Here is a 17,790-nt window from a genome sequence, read left to right as displayed (position 1 = left end):
CTCATGGCAGCAAATGCTCAACCGCTCCTTCAGTTCTGGACCGACGACGAACCGCTGGAATGCGTCAACTTCCTGCCCGAGGCCCCGAATACGGCGAGCTTCACCTTTCGTCCGCCCTCGGGCGCGCTGTTCCACTTCAATGCCGGGCAGTTCGTGACGCTGGAATTGCCGGTGGCGGGCGGCCCGCTGCACCGGACCTTCACGATCTCCTCCTCGCCGTCGCGGCCCACCTCCCTGACAGTCACGGTCAAGGCACAGCCGACCTCGCTCGGCACGCGCTGGATGCTCGACAATCTGCGCCCCGGCATGCGGATCAAGGCGTTGGGGCCTGCGGGGATGTTCTCGAACGTCGTGCATCCGGCGTCGAAATACCTGTTCATCTCGGCAGGCTCCGGCATCACCCCGATGATGTCGATGACGACGCAGCTCTATGATGCGGGCAGCGACCCGGACATCGTCTTCATCAACTGCGCGCGTCGTCCGTCCGAGATCATCTTCCGCGAGCGGCTGGAGCATATGGCCTCGCGCCTGCCCGGCATCGCACTGACATGGGTGGTTGAAGAGCAGGATCCCTACGCGCCCTGGACCGGGATCAAGGGGCAGCTGAACCAGCTCATCCTTGGCCTCGCAGCCCCCGATTACCTCGAGCGCGAAGTGTTCTGCTGCGGCCCCGAGCCCTTCATGCGCGCGGTGCGCGAGGCGCTGACCGGGTTGGGTTTCGACATGGACCACTACCATCAGGAGAGCTTCAACGCGCCGGTCGCCGACCGCCCCGTCGAGCCCGAAGACGACGTGACCCCCGACGAGGATGCCGCCGTCGAGGTCACCTTCGCCAAATCCGGCAAGACCGCGAAGATCAAGGAGACCGAAACCCTGCTCGCCGCCGCGAAAGCTGCGGGCGTGCCGCTGCCGTCCGGCTGCACTTTCGGGGTCTGCGGCACCTGCAAGATCAAGACCAAGGGCGGTCAGGTCCACATGGTCCACAATGGCGGCATCACCGATGACGAGATCGAAGACGGCTACGTCCTCGCCTGCTGCTCGAACCCGATCGGGGATGTCTCGATCGACGCCTGACGCCCCCTGCCCTCAAGACCCGACCTCAAGGAGTCCGCCCATGTCCAGTGATCCGCTTCTGCAACCCTATCAGCTCAAGCATCTGACGCTGAAGAACCGCCTGATGATCACGAGCCACGAGCCCGCCTATCCCGAGGACGGGATGCCGAAGGAGCGTTACCGTGCCTATCACGTCGAGCGGGCCCGCGCGGGCGTGGCGCTCACGATGACGGCGGGCTCTGCCTCCGTCGCCCGCGACAGCCCGCCGGTCTTCAACAACATCCTCGCCTGGAAAGACGAGGTCGTCGGCTGGATGAAAGAGCTGACGGATGCCTGCCACGAGCACGACTGCGCCGTGATGATCCAGCTGACCCATCTCGGACGCCGCACCCGCTGGGACAAGGCAGACTGGCTTCCGGTCGTCTCGCCCAGCCACGAACGCGAAGCCTCGCACAAGGCCTTTCCGAAGAAGGCCGAGGATTGGGACATCTCGCGCATCATCGAGGACTATGCCGACGCCGCCGAACGCATGAAAGCGGCAGGGCTCGACGGGATCGAGCTGCAAGCCTATGGCCACCTGATGGATCAGTTCTGGTCGCCTCTGACGAACGAACTGGACGGGCCTTACGGCGGCAGCCTGGAGAACCGGCTGCGCTTTACCTTCGACACGCTCAAGGCGATCCGCGCGCGGGTGGGCGACGAGTTCATCGTCGGCGTGCGCTACACCGGCGACGAGGATCTGCCCGGCGGCATCACCCGCGAAGAAGGGTTGGAAATCTCGCGGCGGCTGAAAGACAGCGGCATGGTCGATTTCCTCAACGTGGTGAAGGGCCATATCGACACCGAAGCGGGTCTGACCGACGTGATCCCGGTGCAGGGCATGCGCAGCGCGCCGCATCTCGACTTCGCCGGAGAGATCCGCGCCGCCACCCAGTTCCCGACCTTCCACGCCGCCAAGATTCAGGATGTCGCCACCGCGCGGCACGCCATCGCGGAGGGCAAGCTCGACATGGTCGGCATGACCCGCGCCCACATGGCCGACCCCCATATCGTCGCCAAGATCATGCGCGGCGAGGAAGAGCGTATCCGGCCCTGCGTGGGCGCGAATTACTGCCTCGACCGGATCTATCAGGGCGGCATGGCGCTGTGCCTGCACAACCCATCGACCGGGCGCGAACTGGAAATGCCGCATGAGATTACCAAGGCCGACGCGTCGCGCCGGGTGGTCATCGTCGGCGCCGGTCCGGCCGGACTGGAGGCCGCGCGCGTGGCCGCCGAACGCGGCCATGAGGTCATCGTGCACGAGGCCGCCAACGATCCCGGCGGACAAGTACGCCTCACGGCGCAATCCAAGCGCCGCCACGAGATGATCCAGCTGATCCAGTGGCGTTTCGCGGAATGCGCGCGTCTTGGCGTGAGTTTCCGCTTCAACAGCTATGCCGACGCGGACACCATCCGCGCAGAACAGCCCGATGTCGTCGTGATCGCGACCGGCGGGCTGCCGCATACCGAGGTGCTGGCCGCAGGCGATGATCTTGTCCTCTCGTCTTGGGATATCCTGTCGGGTGACGCCCGCCCCGGCAGCAACGTGCTGATCTATGACGACGCTGGCGACTACGCCGCCCTGCAGGCCGCCGAAACCCTCGCCGCCAGCGGTGCCAAGGTCGAGGTCATGACGCGCGACCGCAATTTCTCCTCCGAGGTCATGGCGATGTCCCTGACCCCGTCCTTGCGCGAATTGCAGGCCCGCGACGTGACCTTCACCGTGCTCTGGAAGCTGACGGGCGTGGCGAAGGCCGGCAACGGCCTGGTCGCGACCATCGGCAGCGATTACGGCGACTTCACCCGCGAGCGGCATGTCGATCAGGTCGTCGTCAATCACGGCACCCGACCGCTGGACGATATCTATTTCGATCTGCGCGATGGCTCGAGCAATCAGGGCGAGGTCGATTACGAGGCTCTGATCGCGGGCGAACCGCAGAGGGTCGCGCGGAACCCAGACGGCACCTATCAGCTTTTCCGGATCGGCGACGCGGTCGCGGCGCGCAACACTCACGCCGCAATCTACGACGCGCTGCGGCTGGTGCGGACGGTCTGATGCGCTCGTGACGGCTCGATGGCGCGGGGCCGACAACCCAGACCCTTGCGCATCAAATCCGGGTCTCGCTGACGAGGCGCAGGCCCAGATGCGCGGGCGGGCTTCCGACGGCACAGCCGCCCCGCGCCGGATCTCGCACCAGAAACGGGATAGCTGCGACATGCTCGCCGCCCGCGAAAAAGGCCGCGCAGCGCTTCGGATCGACCGGGCCGCCGCCCTCCCCGCCATAGCAGTCCTGCGTCCATTCCCAGACCGACCCGTCGAGATCGACGATCCCCTCGGCGCTGGTCGAGAAGCTGCCCCGCGGCGACAGCTTGCGCGGCGCGAGACCGCTCGTCAGGTAGGTCGAGGCCCAGGTCAGGTCAGGATCGGTGAAGATCGGGTCTTCCTTCTCTGGCAGCACGTCCTTGGCCATGAACTGCCACTCGGCGATCGTCGGCAGCCGAAATTCGTGACGCGCCTTGCGGTTGATCCAGCCGAGATACTGCTCGACGTCGACATGGCTCAGCCCGGTCGCCGGGGTGGCCTCCGGCGCACTGCCGTGCGGCGCGCGCAAGGCAAGCTCGCAGGCGCCGTCCGCGTGGCAACGGTTCCACTCCGCGACGGTCACCTCGTATTTCTGAACGTAGAGCGCGTGGCCGTCGGGCAGCGTCACCGCCCGCTCGGCCATCTGAGGCACGTAATCGAGATCGGGGCCGCGCAGGAAACCCCACGCGGCCCCGAGGGCGAGGATCGCCGCACCCGCCGCAAGCACCTGACGAAGGGAAAGACGTGGTGCGCGCGAACTGAGCTTGGCGATCATCTCCGGTCTCCTTCGATCAGGTTTCCACCACGTGGGGCGGCATCACCTGCTCCATCAGGGCGTTGTCCCAGGCACCGTCCACCACGAAGTGGGCCGTCGCGCCCAGCAGGGCCGCCTCGATCAGGTTGTGGTTGACGTAGGCATAGACGCCCGGCTGCAGGAAGGTGTACATCGCCGCCCCCGCGCTGCCGCCGCGGATGAACCAGGTCTCCTGATCCTTCTGCGGGGGATTGGCGAATTTGCCGTTCTCCCAGACATAGTCGCCATGACCGCCGATCAGGTGCGGACGGGTGTCGCGGTTCGCCTGATTGTGGATCATCAGAACCGTGTCGCCGACCTTGGCCTTGAACGCGTTCTCGCCCGTCAGAGCCCCGACCGAACCGTTGAACACGGAGTGGGTCGGCGTGAGCGTGCGCATCGCCTCGACACTGTCGGAGAAGTCCTCGCCGGCGACCTCGTAGGTCTTGTAATCGCCGTTCTCGTCCATCGGCAGATAGAAGTCCTGCTCGCCGATATAGGCGATCGTGTCGTAGCGCAGCGGGTTGCCCTCGGCATCCTTGAGCCCGTCACGCGGCAGCACCATCAGCGTGCCGTTCATGCCGTGGGTGACGTGGTAGGGGATCATCGCCCCGCCCGGCGCGCAGTGATAGGTGAACACGCCCGGCCGCGTCGCCTTGAAGCGCAGCACCGTTTCCTCGCCGGGATAGACATGGGTCAGGCCACCGCCGCCCAGCGCGCCCGAGGAGGCGTGGAAGTCGATATTGTGCTCCATCTGCGAGTCGGCGGGGTTGGCGAGGGTCAGTTCGACATAGTCGTCCTGGTGCACGATGATTAGCGGGCCGGGAACCGAGCCGTTATAGGTCAGCGCCCAGATGCTCGCGCCGGTATCCTCGTCCACCGTCAGCAGAACCTCCTTGGTCTCCATCCGGATCTCGACGATTTTCGGGCCACCGGTCGCGACCTGTTCGTGTGCGGGAGCAAAAGGCGGCGCGACCAGCTCCTGGCGGACGCGGGTATAGCCCGACAGGTCCACCTTCGGAGCGGCGACCTGCGCCTCGGCTTCGGCGAGGATGAATTTCGGCGCGGCAGGGCGCGGCGCGACATGGGGCGCCATGCGCTTGGACGGGGTTCCGGCCATCCCGGCCCCTGCGGTCATCGCCGCGGCACCTGCCAGAAGCGACCCGCGCGGCACATTGCGCCGATTGGTTTTCACGAGAGCTGGATTGATAAATTTAGGCATTTTAGCCTCCGATGGTTAAAAGTAGCAGGAAGTTGTCGCGCGTTTCCTGCCGCGGGCGCTCACAGCGCGCCCAATTCCGCTTCGAAGCGTTCCTTGGCTTTCTTCGGCACACGGCCATCGAGGAACCCTTCGGGTGCCTTGGCGTCGCCCACCGAGATCAGCATCACCATGCCCATTGCGTAGTGCGGCTTGCAGCGCACCGCGTAGAGCCCTTCGGTGTCGAGCGTGACCTCGACGTCCTTGTTGACTTTGCCGGCGAAGCCCTCGGCCCCGTCCGGGATCATGCCGTCGATGGTTTCGGCGTTATGGCCCTTGTCGGTGGGAACGAAGCGGATCGTGTCGCCGGGGGCGGCCTTCACGAAGGCCGGTTCGAAGACCATCACGCCCTTTTCGTCCTTGTTGAGCATGTGGACTTCATAGGTCTCGGCGCTTGCCGCCCCGCCCAGAAGGGCGGTCATCGCGAGGGCGGAAATCAGGGTGCGGATCATCTCTTGTCCTTTCCTTGCATCCTTGGATTGCCCTTGGTTTAGCGATCTCCGCGCCGACGTTTTTTGCTCTGGCGCAAATTTCGCGGCGCTTTTCACGAAATCGCGATATTTTTTTCACCCGCCGCTCGCGCGCGCGTGACTTTTCGTATTGGACGTGGCGGGGGCCGTATGTTTAGAGAAGGCATGAGCGCGCCTGCCCCCCGCAAGACCATGCCGCGGCTCGACGAGAGCCTGCTGACGCCGATGCCCCCGTTCTCCCGACTGGAGAAACGGCAAATTCGCGAGATTCTCGATCTCGCCAGCGTACGCCGCTTCGACGAGGGCGTGGCCGTCTTCGAGGAAGGCGCCCCGGCCGAACGGTTCTACATGCTGCTCGACGGCTATATCCGGGTGATGCGGATCACCCCCACGGGCGAGCAGGTGATCGCGCTGCATATCCCCTCGGGGCAGCTGTTCGGGATCGCGCAGGCGATCGGGCGTACCACCTACCCCGCCACTTCGGTCACCGCTTCGGAGGCGATCGTGCTGGGCTGGCCGATGCGGCTCTGGGATCAGTTCGTGGCGCAGTATGACGGCTTCGCGACAGAGACCTACAAGACCGTCGGACAGCGTCTTGGCGAGATGAACAACCGCATCGTCGAGATGGCCACCCAACAGGTCGAGCAGCGGGTCGCCAATTCGCTCCTACGACTGATCAATCAGACCGGGCGCAAGGTCGAGGCCGGAATCGAGATCGATTTCCCGATCACCCGGCAGGATCTCTCGGAGATGACCGGAACGACGCTGCACACGGTCTCGCGGCTGATGAGCGCGTGGGAAAAACAGGGGCTGGTCGCCAGCCGCCGCAAGCGGATCACCGTGACCGATGCGCATCGTCTGGTGCTGATCTGCCGCGGGGAGCTGCCCCCCTCTCGGTAGCTGCCCCGATAGTCGTCTAGGCAGCCGCCTCGATCGCCGCGCCCAGCTCGGCGATGAACCCATCGAGATCGAGGTGATACTCGGTGCAGGCATCGTCGATCGTGTGGAACGGGTTCACCAGACAGCCGACGCAGAGCATCTTGTGACGCATGAACACCTCTATCGTCGCGGGCCATTCGCGCATCAGCGCGTCAAGCGTGACATCCGGGTTCTTCCAGCTGGGTTTTGACATGGCGGGACCTCTCTACCGACCACGCTAATCCCGGCAATCCCATCAAACGTTGTGCTGGCGCAAACTTCCCAGTCGCGAACGCCGCTATCCCTCGGGCCATCGACTGACCCCAAGGGAGGCCCCAATGGCTGAAATCCTGACCAAGTCGCGGGCGCGAAACATCTTTTACGGAGGATCCATTTTCTTCGTGCTGGTGTTCATCGCACTGACCGCGCAGAGCCACTTCTACATCGTGAACAACTCAACCGCCTCCGCCCCGCTGACCGAACAGGTCGCGCGCGGCAAGGCCGTCTGGGAACGCAATTCCTGCATCAACTGCCACACCCTGCATGGCGAAGGTGCCTATTTCGCGCCCGAGGTCGGCAACGTGATGACCCGCTGGGGCGTCGCCGACGATCCGCAGGGCGCCTACGAGACGCTCGACGCCTGGATCGCGGCGCAGCCTTCCGGCATCGAGGGCCGCCGCCAGATGCCGCATTTCGACATCAACGAAGAGGACATGCGCGCACTCGCGGAATTCCTCCGCTGGGCCGATCACACCGACACGCAGGGCTGGCCGCCCAATGATGCGGGCTGAGGAGACAAACAGATGAAATACCAATCCCAATCCGTGGCGAAAGCCTATTTCTACTGCGCGATGCTGTTGTTCGGCGTACAGGTTCTGGGCGGACTTCTGGCTGGCTGGATCTACGTTTCGCCCAACACGCTGTCCGAAGTCCTGCCCTTCAACGTGATCCGGATGATCCACACCAATGCGCTGATCGTCTGGCTGCTGCTGGGCTTCTTCGGCGCGGCCTATTTCCTCGTGCCCGAGGAAAGCGAGCGCGAGATCTTCTCGGTCAAGCTCGCCTATCTGCAACTCGCGATCCTGATGATCGGAACGCTGGGCGCAGTCGGCTCCTATCTCGTCGGTATCCATGGCGGGCGCGAGTTCCTCGAACAGCCCCTCTGGGTGAAGTTCGGCATCCTCGTCGCCGCGGTGATCTTCCTGATCAACATCTCGCTGACGGTGCTGGCGGGTCGCAAGACCGCGATCACCAACGTCCTGCTGATGGGCCTTTGGCTGCTGTCGCTGCTGTGGATCTTCGCCTTCATCAACCCCGACAACCTGTCGCTCGACAAGATGTACTGGTGGATGGTCGTGCACCTCTGGGTCGAGGCGACCTGGGAACTGGTGATGGCCGCGATCCTCGGCTTCCTGATGCTCAAGCTGACGGGCGTGGACCGCGAGGTAGTCGAGAAATGGCTTTATGTCATCGTCGCGACGGCACTGTTCTCCGGTATCCTCGGCACCGGGCACCACTTCTACTGGATCGGCACGCCGGGTTACTGGCAATGGGTGGGCTCGATCTTCTCGACCTTCGAGGTGATCCCGTTCTTCCTGATGATGTCCTTCGCCTTCGTGATGGTCTGGAAGGGCCGCAAGAACCACCCCAACAAGGCAGCGCTCCTGTGGTCGCTGGGCTCGTCCACCGTGGCCTTCTTCGGCGCGGGCGTCTGGGGCTTCCTGCACACGCTGCACGGGGTGAACTTCTACTCCCACGGCACGCAGATCACCGCGGCGCACGGGCACCTCGCCTTCTACGGGGCTTATGTCGCGCTCAACCTCGCGGTCTTCACCTACGCGATGCCGATGCTGCGCGGGCGCGATCCCTACAACCAGGTCCTCAACATGGGCGCGTTCTGGCTGATGACCGGCGGCATGGCCTTCATGACCTTCGTTCTGACCTTCGCAGGCACGATCCAGACCCACATGCAGCGGGTCGTGGGCGACTACTACATGGATGTGCAGGACAGCCTGTCGATCTTCTACCTGATGCGCTTCGGCGCGGGAGCGGCGGTCGTGCTGGGGGCGCTTCTGTTCATCTACTCGCTCGTCGTGGTGCGCCGGCGTGAAGTCATCGCCCCCGGTCCCGCAACCCCCGTGGCAGGAGAATGATGATGTCCCTCGACATGACCAACGACCGCATCCCCTACTACCACCCCACCGGCCGCGAATGTGCCCTGTTCGAGCGCGCGCATGACAACGGTTTGCCCCTTCTTCTGAAGGGGCCGACCGGCTGCGGCAAAACCCGCTTCGTGGAGCATATGGCGGCGCGGCTGAACAAGCCGGTCTACACCGTCGCCTGCCATGACGACCTGTCGGCGGCGGACCTGATCGGGCGCTATCTGCTCAAGGGCGGCGAGACCGAATGGGTCGACGGGCCGCTCACCCGGGCGGTACGCGAAGGGGCGATCTGCTATCTCGACGAGGTGGTGGAGGCGCGCAAGGACGTCACCGTGGTGCTGCACCCGCTCACCGACTCGCGGCGTCGCCTGATCATCGACCGCACCGGCGAGGAGCTGGACGCGCCGGAGGGCTTCATGCTCGTGGCCTCCTACAACCCGGGCTATCAGAGCGTACTCAAGCGGCTCAAACCCTCGACCCGGCAGCGGTTCCTCTCGATCGCCTTCGACTTTCCCGAACCCGATGCGGAAACCCGCGTGATCACCGCCGAGACCGGCCTGCCGGTGGCGCAGGTGGTGCCGCTGGTGCGCCTCGCTGGGCATATCCGCAAGCTCTCGGGCATGGATCTGGAGGAAGGCGTCTCGACCCGGCTTCTGGTCTATGCCGCGCGGCTGATCGGCGCGGGCATCGCGATCGAGGAGGCGCTGGAGACCGCCGTGGTCCAGGCGCTCAGCGACGAGGCGGACGTGCAGCAGGCGCTGCGCGACCTGATCGCCACGATCTACGGCTGAGGAGCACGCCATGAAACTGATGGACCTGATGGAGCCAGAGGAAACCGTAGGCGAAATCTGGCACGATCTGGCCAAGGATATCGGTCGGGACGATCGCCATCCCGACGCCGCGGTCGAGCTGGCTGCGTTGCGCCCCTCGCTCGCGCTGCTGCTGCGCGCGCTTGGCGGCGGTGCAGATGTCGAAATCGTCGAGGCCCCGGCCACCCCGGTCCGTCACCGCCAACCCGTCCGGCGTCGCCTTGGCGCCGGGCGCGAGACCGAGCGCGTCGCCCGCTTCGACGGCGCGCGGCTGCGCCTGCCGCCGGTGATGGATGTCTTCCCCCGATCTGATCTCAACCGCGCGGCCTATTTCTGGCTGACCGCACTGGCTGCGCTCAGCCGCGACGCGATGCCCGATCTGCCCGACGAGACCGACGGCCCGGCGATGGATTGCGCGCAGATCCGTGCCAATGCACGAGCCTGCGATCTGGCCTATCGCCGCTGCATCGGGCTGCGCGCGCCCTACCACGAGATGGCGGCGCTCACCCTCGCACGTCGCCGCAGATTGTCGCGCCCGGCGGCCGAGGCCGCGCTGGAGGCCGCGCTCTGCGACCAGCTTTCCGCCGATGGCACCCCCGCCCCGCTGCCCGAGACGGCGGAGGGCGCACGTGGTTACATGCCGCTTGCCCCGGTGCCGATCTGGCTGCAATTTGCCCCCAACACCGCAGGCCGCAGCGCCGCCTCGGAAGAGGCCGATGCCCCCGCCTCTGCCCCGACCGCGATGGCCAGCACGCAGCGCAAGCATGGCGAGCGCCGCGATCTCGATCAGGCGCGCCGCCGCGACAGCTTCATCATCCACCGCTTCGAGTCGATCCTGTCCTGGGTCGAGGCGCTCAACGTCAATCGCTCGGTCGACGACGATGACGAGGAGAACGCCGCCAAGGCCGCCGAGGATCAGGACCAGATCTCCCTGACGCGGCATGATCGCAAGGCCGCGACGCGGCTGCGGCTGCATCTCGACCTCTCGCCCGCCGAGGCGGAGCACGAGGCGCTGGCGGGCGAGCATGTCTATCCCGAATGGAACCACCGCAGCCGCGCCTACATGGAGGGCCACTGCCGGGTGCTCGACGCGCCCGCGCGGCCCGAAGCCGCGCAAACCTTCCGCGCCGATCCGCGCTATATCCGCGCCGTGCGCCGTCAGTTCGAGGCGCTGCAACCGCGCCGCATCCTGCGGCCGCGCCAGATCGACGGGACCGAGCTGGACCTCGACGCCGTCATCGCGAGCCGCACCGATCTCGCCGCGACCGGGCGGGGCAGCGACCGGATCTGGCAAAGCCTGCGCAAGGTCGAGCGCGACCTCGCCGTGGCCTTCCTGATCGACACCTCGCGCTCCACCGAAGCCGCGATCGGCGAAAGCTGCGTGATCGACATAGCGCGCGAGGCGATGTCCGCGCTGGCCGAGGGGCTGGACGCGGCGGGCGACCGTTTCGCGATCTGGGGTTTCTCGTCGCTCCGCCGCGACCGGGTGTTCCTGACGCGGGTGAAAGGCTTCGACGCCCAGATGGCCCCGCCGATCCACGCCAACATCGCGGCGCTGCGCCCGGGCCATTACACGCGCCTCGGGACCGCGATCCGTCACGTCTCGGCACAGCTCGCGCAGGAAAGCGCGAGCCGCAAGCTGCTGATCGTGCTGACCGACGGCAAGCCCAACGACCTCGACCATTACGAGGGCCAGCACGGCATCGAGGACAGCCACATGGCCGTGCGCGAGGCCCGCCGCGCGGGCCAGAGCCTGCACGGCGTCATCATCGACGAGGACGGGCAGGACTGGTTCGCACGGATCTTCGGGCGCGGCGGCTTCACCCTGCTGCCCCGGCCCGAACGGCTGCTGCGCGCCCTGCCCGACATTTACCGCTCGCTCACACAGGAGACCTGACATGCGTAAACTGACCCTTCTTCTCGCCCTCGCCCCACTCACCGCACAGGCGGCAAGCTTCGATCGCCCTATCCCGCAGGCGCAATCGGCCACCGCCGAGTTCTGGTTCGCGCTGGCGGCGCTCGCGCTCGTCGCGGCGCTTGCGGTGGTGGCGCGGGTGGTCGCCCGGCGATGAGTGCGCGCTGGTCCCCTGCCCGGATCGCGCTGCTGCTCTACCCGTTCGGCTGGGGCGCCTTCGCGGTCAACGTGTTCTTCGCCTCGCTGATCGGGTCGTGGGTCGGGCTGCCGGTCGCGACTCCGGTCGTCTCGCTGGGGCTGGGCGCGGTAGTTGCCGTGCCTGCGACCTACGCCTTCGCATGTCACATCCGACGGCTGATGGACGCCGCCGAAAACTGAAAGGAGCCGATCATGGCCATGTCTTCCGCAGAGCAGATGCGCCGCTGGCAAGGCCCGGCGCTGCTGTCGGGCGGTTTTCGCCCGTTCTTCTTCTTCGGCGCCGTCTGGGCCGCTCTGGCGATGGCGCTCTGGGTGCCGGCACTCACCGGGCTGATCGCGTTGCCGACGCGGCTCGACCCGGTCAGTTGGCACGCCCATGCCTTCCTCTTCGGCTATCTCGGCGCGGCGATCGCGGGCTTTCTGCTGACGGCGGTGCCGAACTGGACCGGACGACTGCCGGTCGTGGGCTGGCCGCTGCTTGGCCTCGTCACGCTCTGGGCGCTCGGGCGGCTGGGGTTGCTGGCCTCGGCGCATCTGCCTTTCGCGCTGGTCGCGTGCATAGATCTCGCATTCCCGCTGGCGCTTGGCGGCGTCGTGCTGCGTGAGATCCTGGCAGGGAAGAACTGGCGCAACCTTCCTGTGTTGGGGCTGCTCGGCGTTTTCACCCTCGCCGACCTTCTGTTCCTGATCGAAGCCGCGCGTGGCGGTTATGCCGCCGACGGCATCGGGATGCGGCTGGGTCTTGCCGCGGTGCTGATGATGGTCGCGCTGATCGGGGGGCGCATCATCCCCTCCTTCACGCGCAACTGGCTGGTCAAGGAGAACCACCCGGCGCGACCCGCCCCCCCGATGCAACGCTTCGACAAGCTCGCGATGCTGGTCGCTGGCGCGGCACTGCTCGCGTGGGTCATTTCGCCAGAGACGCGGCTGACCGCCGCGCTGCTGCTCGCGACCGCCGTGCTGCATCTCGCGCGGCTGTGGCGCTGGAAAGGCGGGCTGACGCTGCGCGCGCCGATCCTTTTCGTTCTCCATCTGGCCTATGCCTGCCTGCCGCTCGGCGCGCTGGCGCTTGGGTTCGCGATCCTGTTTCCCGCCGCCCTCGCCCCCGCGACCGCGATGCACCTGTGGACGGCGGGCGCGCTTGGCGGGATGACGCTGGCGGTGATGAGCCGTGCCTCGCTCGGCCATACCGGTCGCCCGCTGGAGGCCGGCACCGGAACCGTCGCGGTCTATGCAGCCCTCTTCGTCGCGATGATCGCGCGGCTCCTCGCGGGCTGGCTCGCCCTGAGCGCGCTTTATTCGGTCTCCGGCGTGGCGTGGTGCGGTGCTTTCCTCGGCTTCGCGATCCTCTATGCTCCGGTGCTGTGGCAACCCAGACGGAGGGAGCAATGATGTGGCTGGCTTATGGCGGAGTGTTCGCGGCGTTCCTCGCGACCCATTCGATCCCGACACGCCCGACGGTGAGGGCGCGGCTGGTGGCTGCCTTCGGACACGCAGGCTTCGGGCTGGGCTATTCGCTGCTGTCGACGGCAATGCTGCTGATCCTGATCCGCGCCGCCGCATGGCCGGACCCGATTTACCTTTGGCCCACCACCCTTTGGGCGATGGAGGCAACAAAGATCGGGATGGCGCTGGTCTGCATGTGGTTCGCCGTCGCGCTTGGCCATGCCAACCCGTTCTCCTTCGGCGGCAGCCGCCGCAAAAGCTTCGCCCCCGAGCGTCCCGGCCTCGTGCGGCTCACGCGCCACCCGATGCTGCTGGGCCTCGCGAGCTGGGCCGGGCTGCACCTGCTGCCGAACGGCGATCTGGCGCATGTCCTGCTGTTCGGTGCGCTCGGCGGCTTCGCCCTGCTCGGAATGCGCCTGATCGACCGCAAACGCCGCCGGGAGATGGGTCCGGAGGTCTGGGCGGAGACGCTGCGCCGGACGAAAGCGGCGCCCCCCTTCGCGGGGCTTACGCTGGCCGATCTCGGGCGTGCAGCGCTTGGCCTCGTGGCCTATATGGCGCTGCTGCACCTGCATGAATATTTCGCAGGCGTGGCCTTAGTTTAAGCCCAGCGTCAGATGCCATTCGCCTCTGCCTTGAACCGCAGCAGGCGCAGCGCGTTCATCGTGACCAGCACGGTCGCCCCGGTATCTGCCATCACCGCGATCCAGAGACCGGTGAGACCGAGGAGCGTCGTCACCAGAAACACCCCCTTCAGCCCGAGCGCGATGGCGACGTTCTGACGGATGTTAGCCATCGTCGCGCGCGCCAGACGGATCTGCTCGACGACATCGGTGACCCGGTCGCGCAGCAGCGCTCCGTCCGCGGTCTCGAGCGCGACATGGGTGCCCGATCCCATCGCGATGCCGATATGGGCGGTGGCGAGCGCCGGGGCGTCGTTGATGCCATCGCCCACCATCATCACATGCGCATCCCGCGCCAGATCGCGCACTGCCGTCACCTTGTCCTCGGGCAGCAGCCCGGCACGGGCTTCGATGCCCAACCCGTCGGCAATCGCGCGGGCCGTCACCGGATTGTCGCCCGTCAGCATGACCGAGGAGACCCCCATGCGCTTGAGGGTGGAGACCGCCTCGGCCGCATCGGCGCGCGGCTCGTCGCGCAGCGCGATGAGGCCCAGAAGGCGCTCGGGCGTGAAGACGGCGACGACGGTCTTGCCCGCGCTTTCCAGCCGGTGGACGGTGGCGCTGTCGGAGGCGCTGAGCACGCCTGTTTCGGTCGCCAGCCGCGGCGCCCCGACATTCCAGACCGCGCCGTCGATCTCGGCGCGCGCACCACGGCCCGGGATCGCTGTGGCTGCGGTGGCCTGCGGCACCGCGATCCCGCGCGCCTCTGCCCGGGCGAGAACCGCCTGTGCGAGCGGGTGACTGCTGCCGGTCTCGACCGCCGCGGCGGTGGCGAGAAGCTCAGCCTCGGTCCCGTCGAGCGGCAGAAGATCGGTGATCTGCGGCCGGCCCTCGGTCAGCGTACCGGTCTTGTCAAAGGCGACGAGGCTGGTTTTGGCCGCCGTCTCCATTACCGCGCCGCCCTTCATCAACAGCCCGCGGCGCGCCCCGGTCGAGAGCCCGGCGGCGACCGCGGCGGGAACCGAGATCACCAGCGCGCAGGGGCAGCCGATCAACAAGAGCGCGAGGCCGCGATAGATCCACGTCTCCCAGGGCGCGCCGAAAGCCAGCGGCGGCACGATCGCGGCCAGAAGCGCCACGCCCACCACCGCGGGCATGTAGACGCGGCTGAACCGGTCGATGAACCGCTCCACCGGGGCGCGCGCGCTCTCGGCCTCCTCGACGAGGTGCAGGATGCGCGAGATGGTGTTGTCCTCGGCGGCTTTCTCGACACGGATGCGCAGCTCGCCTTCGGTGTTGATCGCGCCCGCGAAGACAGCATCGCCGGGCTCTTTCAGGACTGGCACGCTCTCGCCGGTCACAGGGCTTTCATCGACGCCCGAACTGCCGGAGACGATTGTGCCATCCGCCGGGATGCGATCGCCCGGACGGGCCTGCACGATCTGTCCGATGGCGAGGCTGTCGGCCGGAACTTCGCGGATGCGCTCACCCGTGACCAGCCGCGCGGTCTTCGGCACAAGATCGGCCAGCGCCCGGATCGAGCCGCGGGCGCGCGACGCCGCAAGCCCCTCGAGCATCTCGCCCACCGCGAACAGGAAGACGACGAGCGCGGCTTCCTCGGCAGCACCGACGAAGAGCGCGCCGATCGCGGCGATGCTCATCAGCATTTCGATGGTGAAGGGCATCCGCGCCCGCGCCATCAGGGCGGCGCGCCGCGCCACGGGGGCAACGGCGATCACGGTGACGAGCACGAAGACCCAATGCGCGATCGGGCCGCCGACCAGCAGCTCCACCACCCAGGCCGCGGCCAGCAGAAGCCCGGTCGCGATCAGGTAGCGCCCCTTCGGGGTCGCATACCACGCGGGATCGGCGGGCGGCGTTGGCGCGCTCTCGACCGCAGGTGTCTCATCCGTCTCGCCCGCCGCCGGAAGGGCGCCCTCGGGAAGAACGAAGCCGCCCTTGGGCTTTTCCGGCGCAGCCCCCTTGGCCGAGACGCCGTAGCCGAGGCGGCGGATCGCCTTCTCCACGCTTTCGCGCGAGGTGGTCGCCGTATCGAGCCGTAGCCGCAGACGCTCGTTCATCAGCGTCACCTCGACCCCGTCGACACCGGGCAGAGCCTCGACCGCGCCGCGCACCTTCGCCGCGCAGGCGCCGCAATCCATGCCCGTCACGCGCCATTCCTGAAGGTCTGCTGTCTCGGTCATCTGCTGTCCTCTCGCGTGGTTTTCTCGACAGAGGGGAAGATAGGAGCTACAGCAACTATAGGTTCAAGGGGGAAATCCGCACTCACGCAACCGTGAAGGGAGGTACAGCATGCATACGATCGGAACATTGGCCCGCCGCACCGGAACCAAGGTGCAGACGATCCGCTATTACGAGCAGATCGGCCTGATGCCCGAGCCCGGGCGGACCGAGGGCGGCCAGCGGCGCTACGGCGATTCCGATCTCGACCGGCTCGCCTTCATCCGGCACTCGCGCCAGCTGGGCTTCCCGCTCGAAGCGATCCGCGAATTGCTGGACCTGTCGGACCACCCTGCGCGCGATTGCGGGGCCGCAGATTCGATCGCGCGGCGGCAATTGCGCGAGGTCGAGACCCGGATCGCGCGGCTCGAGGCGCTCAAGCGCGAACTGGAACGGATGATCGGCGAATGTCGGGGCGGGCCGACCTCGGAGTGCCGGGTGCTCGAGGTGCTGCGCGACCATTCGGAATGTCTCGCCGACGACCACGACACGATCGGCTGACGCCGCGGCGCCGCGGTTCGATCTATGGGCCTTCGGGAAGAGGCTGGCCCGGAAAGCCCGAACGCTGCGCGCGTGACGACCCGCCGCGACGAGACGAAAAAAGCTTGAGCCCGACGAGCGCGGCGTGATCGCTCGCTCAGCCCCGCGACGGTTTGTCAACGATTTCAAACGTATCACAATGCGCGCCCCCGAGGAGAGAGGCGCCCTGCAGCCTCCCATATCCGCAGCGGAGCCCCGGCTTGCGCCACCGGTCGCGTACGCTCGCAGGAACATTCTGGATCAGATCTTGTTGTTTTGAAGCTGATTTGATCGATAGGAATAGGAGGCAGACATGGCTGGCGAGAGCGGCAAAACGGTTCAAACTGACATTCCCGCCCGCATGGACCGCTTGCCGTGGTCTCGATTTCACCTGACGATCATCGTCGCGCTCGGCGTCACGTGGATTCTCGACGGCCTCGAAGTCACCCTGAAAGGGGCCGTCTCCAGCGTTCTTCAGGAACCCGAAAGCCTAGGCTTCACGAGTTCGCAGATCGGGATGATCGCGTCGTTCTACATCACCGGCGCGGTTCTTGGCGCGCTCCTGTTCGGCTATCTCACCGACCGTTTCGGGCGCAGGATGTTCTTCTTCATCACGCTCGCCGTCTATCTCGTCGGTGCGCTGCTGACCGCCTTTTCGTGGAACCTGTGGAGCTTCGTCGCCTTCCGGTTCATCACCGGCCTCGGCATCGGCGGCGAATATGCCGCGATCAACTCCACGATCGACGAGATGATCCCGGCGAGGGTGCGCGGCCAGGTCGCGCTCGGCGTGAACGGTTCCTACTGGCTCGGCGCGGCCCTCGGCGCGCTGTCGACGATCGTGCTGCTCAACCCGGACTACCTCCCGATCGATATCGGCTGGCGTCTGGGCTTCGGTATCGGCGCGGTTCTCGGCGGCATCATCCTCTACATGCGCCGCCATCTGCCGGAGAGCCCGCGCTGGCTCGCCACGCATGACCGGTTGGACAAGGCCGAGGAGGTCGTGAGCGACATCGAGAAGCGCACGAGCGAGCAAACCGGCGAGGAGCTTTCGGAGGTTCCGGACGACGACAAGATCAAGATCCGGCCGCAGAAATCCTTCTCTCTGATGAAGATCGTCAAGGCGATGTTCTCGACGCACCGCAAACGGGCGCTGCTCGGCCTCATCCTGATGAGCTCGCAGGCATTTCTCTACAACGCGATCTTCTTCACCTATGCGCTGGTTCTGTCGAACTTCTTCGACGTGCCCTCGAAGAACACCGG

18 protein-coding genes are annotated in these 17,790 nt (G+C 66.5%); 13 read left to right on the top strand and 5 right to left on the bottom strand.

Annotated elements, in window-relative coordinates; all coding sequences use genetic code 11:
• Positions 1 to 3: 3 nt before the first annotated feature.
• Both B6V76_RS00090 and B6V76_RS00085 read left to right on the top strand, forming a co-directional pair.
• On the top strand, positions 4 to 1,074 hold the full coding sequence (locus B6V76_RS00090) for a hybrid-cluster NAD(P)-dependent oxidoreductase (RefSeq protein ID WP_088718364.1): 1,071 nt from the start codon (positions 4 to 6) through the stop codon (positions 1,072 to 1,074).
• 40 nt (positions 1,075 to 1,114) lie between these two features.
• A complete protein-coding gene (locus B6V76_RS00085; protein WP_088726349.1) occupies positions 1,115 to 3,151 on the top strand; it encodes an NADH:flavin oxidoreductase in 2,037 nt (678 codons plus the stop codon).
• 52 nt (positions 3,152 to 3,203) lie between these two features.
• Here the strand turns inward: B6V76_RS00085 and B6V76_RS00080 are convergent, their stop codons facing one another.
• From B6V76_RS00080 to B6V76_RS00070, 3 genes are read right to left on the bottom strand one after another with little or no spacing between them, the layout of a single operon-like run.
• Complete coding sequence (locus B6V76_RS00080) at positions 3,204 to 3,953, bottom strand: SUMF1/EgtB/PvdO family nonheme iron enzyme (RefSeq protein WP_088726348.1); 750 nt, start codon at positions 3,951 to 3,953, stop codon at positions 3,204 to 3,206.
• Between the two features lie 16 nt (positions 3,954 to 3,969).
• Positions 3,970 to 5,193 (bottom strand): copper-containing nitrite reductase, encoded by a 1,224-nt coding sequence (gene nirK / locus B6V76_RS00075; RefSeq protein WP_088726347.1) that lies wholly within the window; start codon positions 5,191 to 5,193, stop codon positions 3,970 to 3,972.
• A 59-nt stretch (positions 5,194 to 5,252) separates the two neighbouring features.
• Positions 5,253 to 5,681: a pseudoazurin gene (locus B6V76_RS00070; RefSeq protein ID WP_088726346.1), complete on the bottom strand. Its 429-nt coding sequence runs from the start codon at positions 5,679 to 5,681 to the stop codon at positions 5,253 to 5,255.
• Between the two features lie 210 nt (positions 5,682 to 5,891).
• Between B6V76_RS00070 and B6V76_RS00065 the strand changes: the two genes are divergently transcribed.
• Positions 5,892 to 6,599, top strand: coding sequence for a Crp/Fnr family transcriptional regulator (locus B6V76_RS00065; RefSeq protein ID WP_075777077.1), 708 nt, complete (start codon positions 5,892 to 5,894; stop codon positions 6,597 to 6,599).
• Positions 6,600 to 6,615: 16 nt separating this feature from the next.
• Here B6V76_RS00065 and B6V76_RS00060 read toward each other — a convergent pair whose 3' ends face one another.
• Entirely contained in the window at positions 6,616 to 6,831 is a 216-nt protein-coding gene (locus B6V76_RS00060) for a DUF1858 domain-containing protein (protein WP_088718360.1), read from the bottom strand.
• 124 nt (positions 6,832 to 6,955) lie between these two features.
• Between B6V76_RS00060 and B6V76_RS00055 the strand changes: the two genes are divergently transcribed.
• From B6V76_RS00055 to B6V76_RS00020, 8 genes are read left to right on the top strand one after another with little or no spacing between them, the layout of a single operon-like run.
• Positions 6,956 to 7,408, top strand: a complete 453-nt coding sequence (locus B6V76_RS00055; protein ID WP_075777016.1) for a cytochrome c — start codon at positions 6,956 to 6,958, stop codon at positions 7,406 to 7,408.
• 12 nt (positions 7,409 to 7,420) lie between these two features.
• Complete coding sequence (locus B6V76_RS00050; protein ID WP_075777015.1) at positions 7,421 to 8,770, top strand: cbb3-type cytochrome c oxidase subunit I; 1,350 nt, start codon at positions 7,421 to 7,423, stop codon at positions 8,768 to 8,770.
• 2 nt (positions 8,771 to 8,772) lie between these two features.
• Positions 8,773 to 9,570 carry a CbbQ/NirQ/NorQ/GpvN family protein gene (locus B6V76_RS00045; protein ID WP_075777014.1) on the top strand — a complete coding sequence of 266 codons (798 nt, stop codon included), beginning with the start codon at positions 8,773 to 8,775 and terminating at the stop codon, positions 9,568 to 9,570.
• Between the two features lie 10 nt (positions 9,571 to 9,580).
• Positions 9,581 to 11,485 carry a VWA domain-containing protein gene (locus B6V76_RS00040; RefSeq protein WP_088726345.1) on the top strand — a complete coding sequence of 635 codons (1,905 nt, stop codon included), beginning with the start codon at positions 9,581 to 9,583 and terminating at the stop codon, positions 11,483 to 11,485.
• A gap of 1 nt (position 11,486) precedes the next feature.
• Positions 11,487 to 11,660 (top strand): protein NnrT, encoded by a 174-nt coding sequence (locus tag B6V76_RS00035; RefSeq protein WP_075777012.1) that lies wholly within the window; start codon positions 11,487 to 11,489, stop codon positions 11,658 to 11,660.
• The gene (locus B6V76_RS00030; protein WP_075777011.1) at positions 11,657 to 11,881 is read left to right on the top strand and encodes an NnrT protein; all 225 of its coding nucleotides are present in this window, start codon (positions 11,657 to 11,659) and stop codon (positions 11,879 to 11,881) included. Before B6V76_RS00035 ends, B6V76_RS00030 begins: the two co-directional genes overlap by 4 nt.
• A 12-nt stretch (positions 11,882 to 11,893) precedes the next feature.
• Positions 11,894 to 13,093, top strand: a complete 1,200-nt coding sequence (locus tag B6V76_RS00025; RefSeq protein WP_088726344.1) for an NnrS family protein — start codon at positions 11,894 to 11,896, stop codon at positions 13,091 to 13,093.
• Positions 13,090 to 13,752 carry an NnrU family protein gene (locus B6V76_RS00020; protein ID WP_088726343.1) on the top strand — a complete coding sequence of 221 codons (663 nt, stop codon included), beginning with the start codon at positions 13,090 to 13,092 and terminating at the stop codon, positions 13,750 to 13,752. Before B6V76_RS00025 ends, B6V76_RS00020 begins: the two co-directional genes overlap by 4 nt.
• 8 nt (positions 13,753 to 13,760) lie before the next feature.
• On the opposite strand, the gene B6V76_RS00015 is transcribed toward B6V76_RS00020, so the two are convergent.
• Positions 13,761 to 15,974 (bottom strand): heavy metal translocating P-type ATPase, encoded by a 2,214-nt coding sequence (locus tag B6V76_RS00015; protein WP_240497772.1) that lies wholly within the window; start codon positions 15,972 to 15,974, stop codon positions 13,761 to 13,763.
• Between the two features lie 109 nt (positions 15,975 to 16,083).
• On the opposite strand from B6V76_RS00015, the gene B6V76_RS00010 reads away from it, so the two are divergent.
• Both B6V76_RS00010 and B6V76_RS00005 read left to right on the top strand, forming a co-directional pair.
• Entirely contained in the window at positions 16,084 to 16,512 is a 429-nt protein-coding gene (locus B6V76_RS00010; RefSeq protein WP_088724489.1) for a helix-turn-helix domain-containing protein, read from the top strand.
• 331 nt (positions 16,513 to 16,843) lie between these two features.
• Positions 16,844 to 17,790, top strand: a 947-nt coding sequence (locus B6V76_RS00005; RefSeq protein WP_141104855.1) for an MFS transporter, incomplete at its 3' end; no start/stop codon positions are given.

Origin of the sequence: Thioclava sp. IC9, assembly GCF_002213225.1 — a bacterium.
Taxonomy (GTDB): Bacteria; Pseudomonadota; Alphaproteobacteria; order Rhodobacterales; family Rhodobacteraceae; genus Thioclava; species Thioclava nitratireducens.
Note: the sequence above shows the minus strand (reverse complement) of the source record. Positions and strands in the feature narration are given on the sequence as shown.